Genomic DNA, 16957 nt, shown 5'->3' with positions numbered 1-16957 from the left:
TTACAAAACATTGAACAAGGGGTGTCTTATGAATTACAACAACTCAGTAGTTTCTGTTCCATTTCCACAAAACGAACCACAATATTCTTATGCTCCGGGAACTAAAGAGAGGGAGCTTTTAAAGTCAGCTTTGAAAGAACTAAAATCTCAGGTAATCGACATACCACTCATCATAGGTGGTAAAGAGATAAGAACCGGCAACATAGGTAAAGTAGTGTGCCCTCACAACCATAGTCATGTATTGGCCGAGTATCACAAAGCAGGTGAAAAAGAGGTTCTACTTGCTATTGAAGAATCCCAAAAGGCCTGGAAAGAATGGCAAAAGATGAGATATGAAGAAAGAATATCTATCTTTTTAAAAGCTGCAGATCTCCTCTCAACAAAATACAGATATATTTTAAATGCTGCTACAATGCTATCCATTAGTAAAAATGCTTACCAAGCTGAGATAGATTCTGCCTGTGAATTAATAGACTTTTGGAGATTCAACTCCTACTACGCACAACAGATATACAAAGAACAGCCCCTTCACAGTCCAAAAGGAACTTGGAATTATACACAGCAAAGACCCCTCGAAGGGTTTATTTTTGCAGTGACTCCATTTAATTTCACTGCCATAGGTGGAAATCTACCCACTTCACCAGCAATTATGGGTAACGTAGTAATATGGAAACCAGCATCTTCAGCTATCTACGCACCATACTTCATTATGAAAATCTTACAAGAAGCAGGTCTTCCCGATGGCGTAATAAACTTCATCCCCGGGTCTGCAAACATCGTAGGAGATATATGTATTAAGCATCCTCTTCTTGCAGGGATACACTTTACAGGAAGTACACCAGTCTTCCAAAAAATGTGGAAAGAGGTAGGTAATAACATTGCAAAATACAAAAATTACCCAAGAATAGTAGGAGAAACTGGTGGTAAAGACTTTGTATTTGCCCACTCATCTGCAGATATTAAAAAACTTGTTGTTGCTCTTGTAAGGGGTGCCTTTGAATATCAAGGACAGAAATGTTCAGCTGCATCAAGAGCATACATCCCAAAATCAATATGGGATAAAACCTGGGAGATAATGGAAGCAGAGCTTAAAAAACTTAAAATGGGGGATGTTGAAGACTTTACAAATCTTATCAATGCAGTAATTGATGAATCTGCTTTTGAGAGTATCACAGAATATATTGAATATGCTAAAAACTCTTCCGATGCTGAAATTATTTTTGGAGGAAATTACGACAAATCTATAGGTTATTTCATAGAACCAACCGTTATCCTCACTACAAACCCACATTTTAAAACTATGGAGGAAGAGATATTTGGACCCGTTCTTACAATCTTTGTTTATAATGATGAACAGTTCGAAGAAACTTTAGAACTGTGCGACATAACATCTCCATACGCCCTTACAGGTGCAATATTTGCAAACGACAGAAGAGCTATATCCATAATGATGGAAAAACTTGAATTTGCTGCCGGTAATTTCTATATAAATGATAAGCCCACAGGTGCAGTCGTAGGTCAACAGCCATTTGGTGGTGGTAGGGCTTCTGGTACGAATGATAAAGCTGGTAGCGTCCTAAACCTCTACAGATGGGTATCCACAAGGGCCGTTAAAGAAAACTTTATTGCACCTGATGATGTAGAATACCCATTTATGTGGGATAAATAGGAGTAAAAGATGTCTATTCTAAACTTTCTGATCTCCAAAAGCATTATGCACATACCAGGCCCTCTGGTGGGCATATTTGCAAAAAGTTACATCGCTGGACCAGAATTAAAGGATGCAGTAAAAGTAACAAAGGAACTTAATGCTCAGGGGATAATGACAACAATCGACATCTTGGGTGAATTTATAAAGAATCTAAACGAGGCTGAATATTATAGAGAAAGATGCATAGAGATACTCAATACTATAGAAAGTGAAAAGCTTGATGCAAATCTCTCTCTGAAGCCAACCCAGATGGGATTAAACCTTGACAAGGAAGTGGCATTTAATAATATTTTAAAAATTGTTGATCACGCCAAAAATATAGGAAATTTTGTAAGGATAGACATGGAGGATGTTACCTGCACCGACGCTACAATAGATTTCTTTAAAAGACTCAGAATAAACTATGCAGGACATGTTGGTGTAGTCCTACAATCATACCTTAGAAGAACACCAAAAGATGTAGATTATCTCTCCGATGGTTATATGAACTTTAGGCTCTGCAAAGGGATATACAACGAAAAAAGGATCCACGCTTACAAAGATCCTTATATAATAAACCAGAGCTTTGTTTATATACTTGAAAAGATGTTCCAGAAGGGTGCTTATGTAGGAATTGCCACACACGATGAGAAACTTGTTTTCGAAGCGACAAGACTCATCGAAAAGTACAACCTAAAGCGAGATCAATACGAATTTCAAATGCTACTTGGTGTGGATGAAGAATTGAGAAAGATTATTCTTAATGCAGGACACAGACTAAGAGTATATGTACCCTTTGGAAAAGATTGGTTACCTTACTCCCGCAGAAGGCTTAAAGAAAATCCAAACATAGCAAGACATGCCATCAGACAACTCTTTGGTATCCATGGTAACAACTGATAAATGGGGGGTAACCCCCTTTTTTTAATCAATATCATAAGCCTTTATACCTTTGATATAATTGATACATTCTTTTGCAATCTTTTTAGATTTTATTCTCAAAGTAGATTCATTATTTTTAGAAAAAGCACTGTTTGTATAGTTATGACTACCAAGATAAACCACCTCCTCATCGATAACCATAATTTTCGAATGTAACTTTCTAAAGGGGGAATCAACCTTAACCACAATGTTGTTATGATTCAGCTCCTTTGCAGTAACAAGGTTTGCATCAGTGGTTATATCATTTTCAGCTACATCTAAAACTATATAAACCCTTACCCCTCTATCCGCAGCTCTTAGTAAAGCTGTTTTTAACTCCTTAGCATACCCATCATTATCGGTCTTAAAAAAGTAAATAGCAATATATATAGACATTTTAGAAAACTCCACATCTGAAACCATACTTCTAATCAATGTCTCATCAGGTAAAAAAGCAATATCATGTTCCTTATAATATGAAGCAAACCAAAAAACTATAATAAACAACAATGTAGCAATGAAAAATGCTGTCTTATTTTGAACAAACCTCAATAATCTTTTTGTATAATTCATCCTTACCCCTCCTCGTAACTGAGGAAAAAACTATACTGTTTTCCTGATTTATCATAGGATGAGCGTAAAGATCCTTTAATCTTTTCACCAATTCATTGTTCGAAAGCTTATCACATTTAGTAAGTAACATAACAAAGTTTTTCTTGTATAAATTTAACCAATTAAACATCACCTCATCCTGCTCATCTGGGTCTCTTCTGATATCTATTATAAAAACAACCAACCTGAGATTGTCTCTAAACTTAAGATAATTTTCTATCGACTTGCGCCACTCCTCCCTCTCTTTTTTTGAAACCTTTGCATAACCATAGCCAGGTAAATCCACCAACATAAAGTCCAACTCTTTTGTCTTTATTGAGAAAAAATTTATCAATCTTGTTTTACCTGGTGTTTTACCAACTTTAGCAAGATCTTTTCTATTAATAATTGTATTTATAGCAGAAGATTTACCCACATTACTCTTACCAACAAAACATACTTCTGGTAGCAAAGATACAGGGAAATCCTTAGGGAAGAATGCTGATTTAACAAACTCAGCATTCATTTAACAACACCCACCATTTGAAGTAACTTACCTACACCAAAATCGTAATTGATGCTGAAACCTGCAGCATTTTTATGACCACCACCACCATTAGCTATAGCAATACCACTAATATCTAATTCAGGTTTAGAGCGGATGGAGATTTTACCTCTTTGAGGATTAATTATAAAAACATAATCGAAATCAACATTTTTCACTAAATAATTACCTATTTCGGAGTTATATTTCTCAGCAAAAACTACGCCTAATTTATAACCATTGATATCTATATAGCTTTTTACACATTTTTCAGCATTTTTAATATATTTATCCAAAGACTCAGCTTCAAGTTCTAATAAAAGTATCTCATGCTCTAAAAACTTTGTGGAAGGATTTTTCAGAAATCTATCCCTAAACCTTTCTATTCCTAAAATAGTAAAAAGCATATTCATTTTTAGACTATCATCCCTTTTCAAATGCCACATGTCAAAATCGTTTATACAGTCCACCAAATCCATATATTCTTTAAGATCAAAACCACACTCCTCCAGCCACTTCCATGTTAGGTAAGTGGCACTATATCTATTATCAAGATAAGAATTATTAGCATAGTCACCAAGATGCATCGATGATTTGTGATGATCTATAAAAACTATCTCAAGATGATTTTGAATATATTTAAAGGTTTCCTCAGAAGGAGAAATATCGGATATAATTATCTGATTGTATCTAGCATAATTATTCTGCACAAAGTTATCCACATCTTCATAACCTAAGTAAAATGTCTCAACAAAGTTATAACATTTCTGAACCAAAATAGCACACCCTACTCCATCCAGATCATTGTGAGTAACATGTAAAATCATTCACTATCTCCTATTCACCAATTATTTTTATCAATACTCTTTTTCTTCTACATCCATCAAATTCTCCATAAAAAATCTGCTCCCAAGGGCCAAAATCAAGTTTTCCATTGGTAATAGCCACCACTACCTCACGCCCCATGATCTGTCTCTTTAAATGGGCATCTGCATTATCCTCACCAGTAAGGTTATGTCTGTACATGGATATAGGTTCATGAGGAGCAAGCTTTTCAAGCCAAACCTTGAAATCATTGTGCAAACCAGACTCGTTGTCATTAATAAACACAGATGAAGTAATATGCATAGAGTTTACAAGACAAAGCCCCTCTTTTATACCACTTTCATCTATAGCCTTTTGAACTTCATAGGTAATATTTATAAACTCAATCTTAGATTTTGTGTTAAAAATTAGTTCCTTGCGAAAAGTCTTCATTGTAACCTCCGCTAAATATGATAGTAATTGTTGAGAGATAAATCAATAGAATTTTGTATTAGGATATTCTACTTTTGTAGTCCTGATAAGAAAATCTTCTAACTACTTTTACCTTTCCATTTTCCAGACTAAACACAATCAATGAGGGGAGATGAATACCATTAAACATGGTATTTTTCACAAAGGAATAAAGGGCCATATCAGTAAAAACGAGTCTATCACCCACCTCAAGTGGTCTATCAAATGAATAATCCCCTATAACATCCCCCGCCAAACATGTTACACCACCAAGTCTATAGGTATATTTTTTCTCACCGGGCAACCCAGCGTCAAAAATCTCCGGACGATAAGGCATAGCAAGGACATCTGGCATATGGTTTTCTGCAGAGGTATCCAATATAGCAATCTTCATACCATTTTCCACAATATCCAAAACAGAAGACACCAAAACTCCAGCATTAAAAACCACCGCCTCACCTGGCTCTAAGTATATCTCTTTAATATTTGGGAAATCTCGATAAAAATCTTTTATAAGATTAACCAATCGTTCCCTATCGTAACCATCCCTTGTGATATGATGCCCTCCACCAAAATTTACCCATTTAACAGACCTTATATACTTTTCATACTTTTTCTTGAAAGAATTTAAAACCCTCTCAAGAACATCAGAATTCTGTTGGCACATAGCATGGAAGTGCAAACCATCCAACCCTGAAAGATCTACTCCTTCTAACTGATCCGCCTGAATTCCAAAACGGGACCCCACTTGACAGGGGTCATAAAGGAAAACTTCCACTTCTGAATAGCCAGGGTTTACCCTAAGCCCCACCTGCTTTCCGGCACCTTTTACTTTTTCTTTATACCTATGGAACTGCCCTATTGAATTAAAAACGATATGATCACTAAATTCTATCACATCATCAATATTATAATCGGTATATGCAGGAGAAAAAGTATGTACCTCTTTACCAAACTCCTCTTTTCCAAGCCTTGCCTCATAAGGACCACTTGCACAAACACCATCAAGATAGATTGATATCAAAGGGAATGTCTCCGGCAAAGCGTAAGCCTTAAGTGCCAAAAGTACTTTAGCACCAGAGCGCTTTTTTACATCAATCAAGATTTCACAGTTATATTTTAAAAGATCCTCACTGATAAGATAACAAGGGGTCTCCACCCTTGAAGTAATATCAGTTGGGAAATAATCCTTCAAAAAAGGGAGATATTCTTGTGGCTGTTTCATTCTGGAAGTTCACCTTCAAAATCCTCAATTACCCATGGTAGCCCCTGTTTGTTCAACTCCTCCATAAAAGCATCTGGATCAAGCTGCTCCACATTAAATACCCCTGCTCCTTTCCAAATACCCTTTATCACCATCATTGCCCCAATCATAGCTGGAACACCAGTGGTATAGGAGATCGCCTGAGACTGAACTTCCCTGTAACATTCAGCATGATCACAGACATTATAAATATACTTTTTAAACCTCTTACCATCTTTAACACCATCAAATATATTACCTATGTTAGTAAGACCTGTGTAATTTTGTGCCAGTGATGCTGGGTCAGGTAATAAACACTTCAAAAACTCCATCGGTACCACCTTACAACCCTTATAATCCACCTCATCGATCCTTGTCATCCCAACATTTCTTAAGACCTTAAGATGAGTAAGGTAGTTTTCAGAAAATGTCATCCAAAATCTGATCTTCTTTAGACCTTTAATATTTTTCACAAGAGACTCAAGTTCCTCATGGTAAAGGAGATAGCTTTCACGTGGACCTATTTTTGGATAATCAAATGTAAAATGAACAGAACCCTCTTCTATTATTGGAGGGGTTTCCACCCATTTACCATCTGCCCAATGGCGAACAACCTGTGTAACTTCCCTTATGTTTATCTCTGGGTTGAAATTTGTGGCAAAAGGATGACCATGATTACCAGCATTACAATCCAGAATATCAATTTGATATATCTCATCGTATATATGTTTCTGAGCGTAAGCAGAAAAAACATTCGTAACTCCTGGATCAAATCCACACCCCAATATGGCGATCAAATCAGCTTCCTTAAATTTATCTTGATATGCCCACTGCCATTTGTACTCAAATTTAGCAGTATCTTTTGGTTCATAGTTTGCTGTATCTAAGTAATGAACTTTTGCCTCCAAGCAAGCATCCATTATCGTCAAATCCTGATAGGGTAGCGCAACATTTATCACAATAAAAGGCTTAAACTCATTTAACAACTTAACAAGTTCGGAAACATTATCAGCATCCACCTGAGCAGTCTTAATATCCACTCCTATATTGGATTTAATTTCATCTCTAATCTTGTTACATTTTTCTATTGTTCTACTGGCAAGCATTATATCGGTAAATACATCAGAGTTCATTGCACATTTTTTTGCAACAACATTCCCCACACCGCCAGCACCAATTATCAAAACTTTGGCCATCTCTCACCTCTAAAGATTTTTTGATGATATAAGCATATACTTAACAAAAAAGATTAAGTCAAGGAACTTAAAATAAAATATACAAAAAATTAACATCCCAAAACAATGCCCAAAATTATCCACCAAGATAGGCTTTTCTCACCTCATCGTTATTGAGCAGGTTTTTTGCATTATCCTCAAGTGTAATTTTCCCAGTCTCTAACACATACCCTCTATGGGCAATGGAAAGAGCCATGTGGGCATTTTGTTCCACCAGAAGAATTGTTGTCCCCTGTTTGTTAATATCCTGAATTATCTTAAAAATATTTTGTACCACAATGGGTGCAAGCCCCAATGAAGGTTCATCCAACAAGAGTAGAACAGGGTTGCCCATTAAAGCCCTACCTATGGCAAGCATCTGTTGTTCACCACCAGATAGAGTACCCCCAAGCTGTTTCTCCCTTTCCTTAAGTCTCGGAAAAAGTGAGTAGACATACTCAAGTTTTTCTGATAACTTAACCTTATCCTTCTGTAAATATGCCCCCAACAAAAGATTTTCATGCACCGTGAGATTCGGAAATACCTGACGCCCTTCAGGAACTTGAATGAGCCCCTCAGCAACAATCTTATCAGCTTTCCAACTTGTTATATCTTTATTGAGAAAGAATATCTCACCAGCCACAGGCTTTACAATCCCTGAAATTGTGTTTAGAGTGGTCGTTTTACCAGCACCATTGCCACCTATTATTGTTACAATTTCACCTTCTTTGATATGAATATCTATACCCTTTAACGCTTCAATATGTCCATATTTTGTATGTATATTTTTTAACTTAAGCATGTTCTTCCACCTCTTTACCCAAATAAGCCTCAATAACACGTGGGTTTTTCTTGATCTCCTCAGGGGTACCTTCTGCTATCAACTTACCATAATCAAACACAATAATCCTATCCGATATACCCATCACTAACTTCATATCATGTTCTATAAGGAAAACAGTTTTTTCAAGATCTTTTCTTATATTTTGAATAGTATCCATCAGTTCTTCTGTCTCCTGAGGGTTCATACCTGCAGCTGGTTCATCGAGCAATAGCAGTTCTGCACCTGTAGCAAGAGCCCTTGCAATCTCAAGCTTTCTCTGCTTACCATAAGGGAGATTTTGGGCTTGCTCATCCTTATCCCCCAACAACCCCATGTAGTCCAACAAAGCCTCTGCCTCAGCTATACACTGCTTTTCCTCAGCAATATACGCAAAAGTTCTAATAATAGATTGTAACATATTCGATTTTCTTCTACAATGCATAGCTATTATGATGTTATCAAGAGCTGTTAACTGATCAAACAACCGTATGTTTTGAAAGGTTCTTGCAATACCTAACTCTGTTATTTGATAAGGCTTAAGATCATTGAGCCTTGTGTTTTTAAAAATAACCTCACCGGCAGTGGGTATATATACACCGGTTATAACATTAAAAGCAGTCGTTTTTCCTGCACCATTAGGTCCTATGAGACTTAAGATCTCCCCTTTGTTGATGACAAACGAAACATCATCGACAGCTTTTAATCCACCAAAGTGCATCGATATATTTTTTAGCTCGAGTATAATCTCAGACATAATTCACCTATACATTTACCTTAATTTTTCCAAACAGCCCTTGAGGCCTAAAGATCATCATGATAATCAGCACAACACCATAGGTAAGCATCCTATATTCGGATGCAAATCTTAAAAATTCAGGGATTGTACTCAAAACAATTGTACCAGCTACAGCACCAAAAATAGAGCCCATACCACCTAATACCAACATACATAACTGCTCAATAGATTTCATAAAACCGAAGTCAACAGGGTTTATATATGTCATAAAATGAGCATAAAGAGTTCCACCCAATGCTGCAAAAGCAGAACCTATTGTAAAAGAAATGATTTTATATTTTGAGATATTAATCCCCATCATTTCTGAGGCTATCTCATCTTCTCTAATACTCTTTATAGCCATTCCATGCCTTGACTTTTCAAGCCTCTGCATAAAAACTATTGAGAATATAACTAATCCCAATACAATCCAGAAATTTGTCTTATCAGGTATATTATAAATCCCCAGAGCACCGCCTACGAAATCGGTGTTCAGTAAAAACACTCTTATGATCTCCCCAAACCCAAGGGTTGCTATCGCAAGATAATCACCCCTTAGTCTCAATATAGGTATCCCCAAAATGGCTCCGAAGATAGCCCCTGTAAAAGTTCCACACAAGAGGGATACTATAAAAGGTGCCCCCAATTTTGTAGACACAAGAGCTGAAGAATAAGCTCCAATACTCATGAATGCAGCATGCCCCAGGGAAAGCTGGCCAGTCACACCCGTGATAAGGTTTAGTCCTAAAACCATTATTATGTTAATTCCGGTGTTTGTAGCTACTTGAACAACATAGTCATTAAACAAAAATGAAAAATCCATCGCTACCTCGTTATACCTTTTCTTTGGTTTTCTTGCCAAAAAGACCAGATGGCTTTACTATCAATATGATTATAAGTATACCAAAAGCTATAGCATCCCTAAAAGAGGAAGAGATAAAAGCCACCCCTAAAACCTCTGTAAGACCAAGAATAAGACCCCCAACCATAGCACCGGGAATACTTCCTATTCCACCTAATACTGCTGCAATAAAAGCCTTCAACCCAAACATCATACCCATAAAAGGATCAACAGCTCTATAATAGGTACCCACAAGAACCCCAGCAGCACCTGCTAAAAAAGACCCTATTGCAAAAGTAAAAGATATAACAACATCTGGATTAATACCCATTAATCTCGCAGTATTCACATTATATGAAACTGCCCTCATAGCTATGCCTATTTTAGTGTTATGAACTATATAATAAAGGCCATACATAAGACCAATAGAAATCAGTATTATCAATATTTGCAAAATATTGTTTGGTAAAAGTGCAGGATAAGATTCATTTTGAGGGCCGTTAATGAGCACTACTAAGTTTGAAATAAAGATAGAAACACCAATAGCACTTATCAAAGCAGATATCCTCGCCGAATTCCTGTTTCTCAAAGGATTATAGGCAATTTTTTCCACCAAAACTCCCAGAAAAGATGTTAACACCATCGCAAAAAATATCACCAATATAAAATTAGCACCAAACTTAAGAGAAAGAACCAAACCAATAAACGCCCCTACCATAAAGATATCACCATGGGCAAAATTTATTAGCTTAATTATACCATAAACCATGGTATATCCCAAGGCCACAAGGGAGTAAATACTACCAACCGTAATTCCATTCAAAATCTGTTGATAAAGTGAGCTAAGCACAGTATCTCCTTATGATTTGATTTTTAGATTATAAGGTATTACTAAAAAAGTTGGGGGTAACACCCCCAACATATACATAAATTACTCGTTCAACAACTTAAGATAGTATTCACCATTAGCTCTTTTTGCCACTTCCTGAATAAAAGGTTTTTTGATAGCGTTACCTTCTTTATCAAACTTCATCTTACCACTTACACCATCAAATTCAGGCATTTTTGCTAAAGCATCTTTTATAGCTGTTCTTTGTTTAACATCCTCACAGTTTGTCACCTTAGCTTTCTTCATAGCCTCAGCAAAAAGATACACAGCATCATAACCCTGAGCAGAGAACATGTCAGCCTCACCACGAGACTTCATCTTTTCTACAAACTCTTGAACTTTTTTAGCTTTGGCCTCTGGTGAGAAACCAGCATAAATAATGGATCCAAGAGCGGCATCTTTAGCAACTTTCCAGAGATCTGGGGAAAGCAAACCATCACCACCGACTATCGGTGCATTTATCCCTTGCTTCCTCAGCTCAAGAAGTAAGAGTGCAGCCTCTGGATAATATCCAGTATAAAGAATCGCATCAAATTTAAGGTTTTTAATAGCCGTTACCTGAGCAGAAAAATCTTTGTCACCATCGGATACTTTTTGCTCACCCACTATGTTAGCCCCAAACTTTTTAGCAGCATTTGTGAAGATCTTAGACATTGATACGCTATAATCGTTATTAACAGAAGTAATCAAAACAAAGTTTTTCCACTTCTTAGAATCCATCAAATATTTGAGCGTAGCAGGAGCACCATCAGAATCTAACAAAGTATTTCTAAAAACAAAAGGTTTCCCCTCAACAACTCCGTCAGCAGTAGCACCAGCAGATATAACAGGTAATGATGCCTTGTTTGCTATAGGTCCAATAACAAAGGTGGCTCCCGAAGTAGGTTCGCCTATAACACCACAAACCTTGTCTTTATTGATGAACCTCTGAATGATGTTTGCAGATTCAGCCTTATCACCTCTGCTATCATAATTGATGAGTTTCAACGTTTTCCCATTTATACCACCAGCAGCATTAATCTCATCAACAGCCAACTTAGCACCAGCTAATGTCTTCTGACCATATGTTGCCAAATTACCTGTCTCTGGCCCCTGAATACCCAATGAAAGCTCACCAGCTGCAAAAGCTACACTGCTAAGACCCAACATAGCTGCAACCACTCCAGAAAGTACAACTTTTTTCATACTACCTCCTAACATGTTATTTTGTTTTAAGTTCTAAATTATGAACTCCCTTATACCCAAACTAAAACACTTTGTCAAACATTTTTTTATTTATCTCCAGTAAAAAACACACCATAACTTTTATTAGAAATTAAATTTTCTGTTCTGTTTAAAATAATAAAGTTATACTTAAACCTGTAAAAAAACAATAAAATTAAATGAACAGTTTATCGCCCAAAAAATCTTATTATTTCCCACATAATAAAGAAAAAATAGTTATTGACAAACTTTAAAATGTTTTATAAAATGAACACATGAGCATTGGCAAAAAAATAGTAGAACTTAGGTTGAAAAAAAATCTTACATTAAGGCAACTATCAAAAATCTCCGGGTGCTCCCTTGGCTTTTTATCACAAGTGGAAAGGGATCTCGTTTCTCCTACTGTATCTTCCCTCAAAAAGATCGCAGATGCTTTAGATGTAAATATGATGTACTTTTTTGAAACACCATCCAAAAACCAACGGATCATCGTAAAAAAAGGCGATAGAAACAGAATGACAAACCCTAAATCGAAAGTAATCTATGAGCTTCTAAGACCGCAGTTTAGTGATTCAGAATTACAGGCCCTTTATATGATTTTAGAACCCGGGGCCTTCAGTGGAAAAGAACAGCATAGCCATACAGGTGAAGAATTTGCTTATGTTATGAAAGGGAAATTAGAAATCGTCGTAGATGGAGAACATTTCATACTGGAGGAAGGGGATTCCGCAGTTTACAAATCCACCGTTCCCCACTCATGGAAAAATGCCCACGATGGTATAACCGAAGTACTTTGGGTCAATTATCCACCATCGTTTTAAAAAAACGGTGGTCTAACCACCGTCCAACGCATATTAAATACTTGTCTTTTTCCAATCTGACAAAAACTTTTCAATACCAATATCAGTTAAAGGGTGCTTCATCATCTGTTCTAAAATAGGATACGGTATAGTAACAATATCTATCCCATGTTGAATAGCTGTAACCACATGATTGGGATGCCTAATACTGGCAGCTATTACTTCACAACCAAATCCATAACTATCTATCATATTCTGACAATCTATTGCCAAACCAAACCCATTATGGCCAATATCATCCAACCTACCCACAAAGGGGCTTATATATCTCGCACCAGCTTTACAAGCCAACAAAGCTTGATTCAGCGAAAAGATTAACGTCATATTAACCTTTATGTTTTTTTCAAAAAGAATCTGGGTAGCCCTAAGCCCTTCAGCAGTAAAAGGTATTTTAATTACTACATGTTCACTTATACCAACAAGCTCTACTGCCTCCTTCACCATCCCTTCACAATCAAGAGAGATCACTTCAGCACTTACAGGAGCCTTTACAAGATCACATATCTCTTTGACAAGTATTTTAAAATCTTTTTTCTCCTTAGCCACCAAACTTGGATTTGTGGTAACACCATCAATTACGCCAAGCTCAACACCTTTTCTTATTTCCTCTAAATTTGCAGTATCAAGAAAAATTTGCATATCATCCCTCTTGTTTCATCTTTTCTATAAACTTTTGCCTGCAATCTTCAGAACAAAAATAGTATAGATTATCATAATACTTTACTTTTATATTGCTAGTCTTTTCCACAAAAGTACCGCATGTAGGATCTTTTACCAATTCTACTGGGGTTTCATTCTTAGAGGTATCTTTGACTTCTACCTCATTTTTATTAGACCTTGTAAAAAGCTTATATGCTACATAAGCCAACACTATAAAAAGTAAAAATTTAACCATTTTTCCCCCTTCTTCTCGTATTATTTTTAGCTGTGGGGACTATAAATATAGTCTTTATATCACCTGTGCCAGAGCTTTCAGTTCTGACCCCATCAATATTGTTAACAACCTTATGTATATCCCTTCTTATTATAGTGATCATAGGGGGAAGCTTCTGTACTTTACCCGTTTTTTTCACCATATCAGCAGCATTCAAAGCTTTTTCAGTAAGGTGTTTAGTTACTCTATCCCTATACCCTTCAACATCAACTATAATCTCCACATCTGGATACTCTTCAATATTGAGCATCCTATCAACGAGTTCCTGCAAGGCGTTCAATGTCTGGGCAAACTTCCCCACCAAAAGTTTCGAATCTGGTGAGATGATATTAAAAACATACCTCGGCTTATCATCTTTGACCTCTATCTGAAAATCATCAAACCCAGCTTTTTCTAAGATTTCATGGATAATAACCTTTGCTCGTCTTTTCAGAAACTCAAACTCATCAAATTTTATCATGATCTTAGACATCTTTTTACCGAAACCAAGTATGCCTTTAGATCCCTGCTCTATGACTTCGTAGGTAACAAACTCTCTGGGAATTTTATTTTTGTTCAAAAAATCAGAAATACCTTCTTCTACATCATAACATTCTATCTCAAAATATTTCATAAACTACCTCAAGCCAATTTTTTATTAATATAATACTGTTGAATGATAGATAATATGTTGTTTGTTAACCAATACAAAACAAGCCCCGAAGGAAAACCCAAAAACAGAAAGGTAAATATTATAGGCATAGCCAAAAAGATCTTTTGTTGCATAGGATCCATTGTAGATGGTGTCATTTTTTGCTGGATAAACATCGTAATACCCATAATAATAGGTGTTATATAATAGGGATCTTTCTCCGACAAATCAGTTATCCAAAAAATAAAGGGTGAACCTTTAAGCTCCACAGACACCAACAAGGCTTTATATAAAGCAAAGAATATAGGTATCTGCACCAACATTGGTAGGCAACCACCCATTGGATTTACACCATGTTTTTTATATACCTCCATCATAGCATTGTTCATCTTTTGGGGATCATTTTTAAACTTTTCTCTGATCTCCATAAGCTTTGGCTGGATCTGTTGCATCTTTTTCATGGAAACCATACTTTTAATGGTCAAAGGATATGTAAGTAACTTGACTATAATTGTAAGTATAACTATCGCCACCCCATAATTTTTGGCATAATCATAAATAAAAATCATAAATTTGAGCATAGGAACAGCCAAAAATTTAAACCAACCAAAATCTATACTATGTTCCAAACCCATCTTAAAACTCTTTAAAAGATCATACTCTTTTGGACCTACATACACATTGAATTTAATATCCGACGAAGATTTAGGATTGAGGATTATATTCTTACCACCCTTTACAACAGCCATTCCATCTTGATTTTCGATCGAACCATATTCTAAGTTACCATCTATAGCTGCAAAAAGGTAGTACTTCGTTGTATAAGCTATCCATTTAGGAGCATCTATCTTCACAGGCTCTTTTGCTTTATCTATTGCTATCTCTTCTTTTTTGTCGCCACTGTAAACTATAGCGCCCTCAAAAACATAACTACTCTTCTCAAAACCCTCTCCAAAACCAGGACCAACTTTTAAACCACCATTGAGCTTCACAGTCTGATCTGAGTTGTTTGTTATCTTTAGATTCAATTTTATGAGATAACTATCTTTTTGAAGTATATACGTTTTTGTTATTCCTATATTATTGTAAAGGGAAGAAAAGATGATTATCTTATCCCCGTCCTGTTCTTTTACTTCCATGCTGTAATTATCGCTATAACCCTGAAAAACCTCTAAATAATTATTCATATCCGATTTAAAAGTTACCACCGGTAATTTCTTATCCCTATACTTCACAACTGATACTTTATTTATATCACCACTTTTAACATCAAAATATACATCCAAAACACCATTTGAGATCTTGTGAGTATGAAATGTTTTAACCTTTCTTTCAGGTTCCAATTTTTTTACATCTTCAACCTTATTGGCTTTGTTGTCTTGGATATTCTTGATTGCCGTATTGTCCTGAACAACAGGAGCAGGTGCAGGTGCAAAAAAGAATTGATAAACAAGCAAAATAACTATACTGATAGCCACAGCGATAAGTGTTCTTTTATCCATCTAAGATATCCTCCAGAATTGTTTGTTACTTAACATAGTCAACTCCTCCCCTGTTAAAAGGATTGCATCTTAATATACGCCATATACTCAACAAAACTCCCCTGAAAACACCTTTCTTCTCAATAGCCTCGATAGCATAAACCGAGCATGAAGGATAAAAACGACAATTATTTCCCAGATAGGGAGATATAATATATTTATAGATCTTAATCACAGCAATCACGAATCTTTTTAAAACTTTCTCTAACATCTTCCAAAAGCTCTCCATAAGTTGCATACAAAGATAAAGGTTGAGCAACTACAACAACATCCAAATCAGAAAAGAGTTCTTTATTAGTCCTAAAAATATGCCTGATTCTCCTTTTTATCAAGTTTCTATCAACGGCACTTTTTGATACTTTTTTACCGACTACAATACCAATACGACCAATACCTTCTTTATAATATATACAAAAATATTTTGAAAAGTGCTTTTTCCCTTTTGAAAAAAGGAGTTTAAATTCAGCAAATTTCCTAAGCCTTAGGTTTTTCCCAAAATCTTCACTTCTTAAAGTGCTAATCTCTTTCTTCCTTTTGCTCTTCTTCTGCTTAATACATTTCTACCACCCTTTGTTGCCCTTCTTGCCCTAAAACCCTGGGACTTGATCTTCTTTAATTTAGTAAGTTTCTTCAATGTTCTCATCTGAGCCATAACATACCTCCGCTTCGATTTTTTTAAAGGGTTATTATAATTAAATAAATAACGATGTCAAGTAAAAGAGCTCTATATCCACTCTTACAATACTTTTGGCATAATAAAAAACTACATTCTCACAAGAGACAAAAATATAAGGAATAAGGTAAAGAGTAGTTCCTTTTCAGCCTATAAAATAGAATCTCTTGGTACACCAAACCTGTTATTTCAGACAGGTCATCTTACAACAATTGATAGATATGGTACTTGAAAAACATAATTTATAATCCTCACCGCTATAAATCAAAAACAAACCCATTAAATTAAATATGTCTTTTTTGCCAACCT

General features: G+C 35.8%; 21 protein-coding genes. 3 read left to right on the top strand and 18 right to left on the bottom strand.

Annotated features, from left to right (window positions below; translation table 11 throughout):
* Positions 1-28: 28 nt before the first annotated feature.
* Together pruA and N3C60_04205 are read left to right on the top strand one after the other, a co-directional pair.
* A complete protein-coding gene (gene pruA / locus N3C60_04210) occupies positions 29-1669 on the top strand; it encodes an L-glutamate gamma-semialdehyde dehydrogenase (GenBank protein MCX8084106.1) in 1641 nt (546 codons plus the stop codon).
* A 9-nt stretch (positions 1670-1678) separates the two neighbouring features.
* Positions 1679-2590, top strand: coding sequence for a proline dehydrogenase family protein (locus N3C60_04205; GenBank protein MCX8084105.1), 912 nt, complete (start codon positions 1679-1681; stop codon positions 2588-2590).
* A 24-nt stretch (positions 2591-2614) separates the two neighbouring features.
* On the opposite strand, the gene N3C60_04200 is transcribed toward N3C60_04205, so the two are convergent.
* From N3C60_04200 to N3C60_04150, 11 genes are all read right to left on the bottom strand, one after another.
* Positions 2615-3184, bottom strand: a complete 570-nt coding sequence (locus tag N3C60_04200) for a phospholipase D-like domain-containing protein (protein ID MCX8084104.1) — start codon at positions 3182-3184, stop codon at positions 2615-2617.
* Entirely contained in the window at positions 3144-3728 is a 585-nt protein-coding gene (gene yihA, locus N3C60_04195; GenBank protein ID MCX8084103.1) for a ribosome biogenesis GTP-binding protein YihA/YsxC, read from the bottom strand. The genes N3C60_04200 and yihA overlap by 41 nt, the downstream gene beginning before the upstream one ends.
* Entirely contained in the window at positions 3725-4573 is an 849-nt protein-coding gene (locus tag N3C60_04190) for a DHHA1 domain-containing protein (GenBank protein MCX8084102.1), read from the bottom strand. The genes yihA and N3C60_04190 overlap by 4 nt, the downstream gene beginning before the upstream one ends.
* 10 nt (positions 4574-4583) lie before the next feature.
* On the bottom strand, positions 4584-5003 hold the full coding sequence (locus N3C60_04185; protein MCX8084101.1) for a secondary thiamine-phosphate synthase enzyme YjbQ: 420 nt from the start codon (positions 5001-5003) through the stop codon (positions 4584-4586).
* A 58-nt stretch (positions 5004-5061) separates the two neighbouring features.
* Positions 5062-6246: a carboxynorspermidine decarboxylase gene (gene nspC, locus N3C60_04180; GenBank protein MCX8084100.1), complete on the bottom strand. Its 1185-nt coding sequence runs from the start codon at positions 6244-6246 to the stop codon at positions 5062-5064.
* Positions 6243-7460, bottom strand: coding sequence for a saccharopine dehydrogenase family protein (locus tag N3C60_04175; protein MCX8084099.1), 1218 nt, complete (start codon positions 7458-7460; stop codon positions 6243-6245). The genes nspC and N3C60_04175 overlap by 4 nt, the downstream gene beginning before the upstream one ends.
* Positions 7461-7575: 115 nt before the next feature.
* Positions 7576-8280, bottom strand: coding sequence for an ABC transporter ATP-binding protein (locus N3C60_04170; GenBank protein MCX8084098.1), 705 nt, complete (start codon positions 8278-8280; stop codon positions 7576-7578).
* Positions 8273-9055, bottom strand: a complete 783-nt coding sequence (locus N3C60_04165) for an ABC transporter ATP-binding protein (protein MCX8084097.1) — start codon at positions 9053-9055, stop codon at positions 8273-8275. The genes N3C60_04170 and N3C60_04165 overlap by 8 nt, the downstream gene beginning before the upstream one ends.
* A 7-nt stretch (positions 9056-9062) precedes the next feature.
* Positions 9063-9899 carry a branched-chain amino acid ABC transporter permease gene (locus N3C60_04160; protein MCX8084096.1) on the bottom strand — a complete coding sequence of 279 codons (837 nt, stop codon included), beginning with the start codon at positions 9897-9899 and terminating at the stop codon, positions 9063-9065.
* A gap of 10 nt (positions 9900-9909) precedes the next feature.
* Positions 9910-10767, bottom strand: coding sequence for a branched-chain amino acid ABC transporter permease (locus tag N3C60_04155; protein ID MCX8084095.1), 858 nt, complete (start codon positions 10765-10767; stop codon positions 9910-9912).
* An 81-nt stretch (positions 10768-10848) separates the two neighbouring features.
* On the bottom strand, positions 10849-11991 hold the full coding sequence (locus N3C60_04150) for an ABC transporter substrate-binding protein (GenBank protein ID MCX8084094.1): 1143 nt from the start codon (positions 11989-11991) through the stop codon (positions 10849-10851).
* Positions 11992-12284: 293 nt separating this feature from the next.
* Between N3C60_04150 and N3C60_04145 the strand changes: the two genes are divergently transcribed.
* Entirely contained in the window at positions 12285-12830 is a 546-nt protein-coding gene (locus N3C60_04145) for an XRE family transcriptional regulator (GenBank protein MCX8084093.1), read from the top strand.
* Between the two features lie 33 nt (positions 12831-12863).
* Here N3C60_04145 and fsa read toward each other — a convergent pair whose 3' ends face one another.
* Genes fsa through rpmH form a run of 7 tightly spaced genes read right to left on the bottom strand, consistent with a single transcriptional unit; the run spans position 12864 to position 16618 of the window.
* The gene (gene fsa, locus N3C60_04140; protein ID MCX8084092.1) at positions 12864-13508 is read right to left on the bottom strand and encodes a fructose-6-phosphate aldolase; all 645 of its coding nucleotides are present in this window, start codon (positions 13506-13508) and stop codon (positions 12864-12866) included.
* A gap of 1 nt (position 13509) precedes the next feature.
* Positions 13510-13764, bottom strand: coding sequence for a YHS domain-containing protein (locus tag N3C60_04135; protein ID MCX8084091.1), 255 nt, complete (start codon positions 13762-13764; stop codon positions 13510-13512).
* Positions 13757-14416, bottom strand: a complete 660-nt coding sequence (locus N3C60_04130) for a Jag N-terminal domain-containing protein (GenBank protein MCX8084090.1) — start codon at positions 14414-14416, stop codon at positions 13757-13759. The genes N3C60_04135 and N3C60_04130 overlap by 8 nt, the downstream gene beginning before the upstream one ends.
* Before the next feature lie 8 nt (positions 14417-14424).
* Positions 14425-15936: a membrane protein insertase YidC gene (gene yidC / locus N3C60_04125; GenBank protein MCX8084089.1), complete on the bottom strand. Its 1512-nt coding sequence runs from the start codon at positions 15934-15936 to the stop codon at positions 14425-14427.
* Between the two features lie 25 nt (positions 15937-15961).
* Entirely contained in the window at positions 15962-16186 is a 225-nt protein-coding gene (gene yidD / locus N3C60_04120; GenBank protein MCX8084088.1) for a membrane protein insertion efficiency factor YidD, read from the bottom strand.
* Complete coding sequence (gene rnpA, locus N3C60_04115; protein MCX8084087.1) at positions 16143-16496, bottom strand: ribonuclease P protein component; 354 nt, start codon at positions 16494-16496, stop codon at positions 16143-16145. Before rnpA ends, yidD begins: the two co-directional genes overlap by 44 nt.
* On the bottom strand, positions 16484-16618 hold the full coding sequence (rpmH, locus tag N3C60_04110) for a 50S ribosomal protein L34 (GenBank protein MCX8084086.1): 135 nt from the start codon (positions 16616-16618) through the stop codon (positions 16484-16486). Before rpmH ends, rnpA begins: the two co-directional genes overlap by 13 nt.
* Positions 16619-16957: the final 339 nt, after the last annotated feature.

The organism is Calditerrivibrio sp., assembly GCA_026415135.1.
Taxonomy (GTDB): Bacteria; Chrysiogenota; Deferribacteres; order Deferribacterales; family Calditerrivibrionaceae; genus Calditerrivibrio.
The sequence above is the reverse complement of the archived record's forward strand: the minus strand, read 5'-3'. Positions and strand labels throughout refer to the sequence as shown.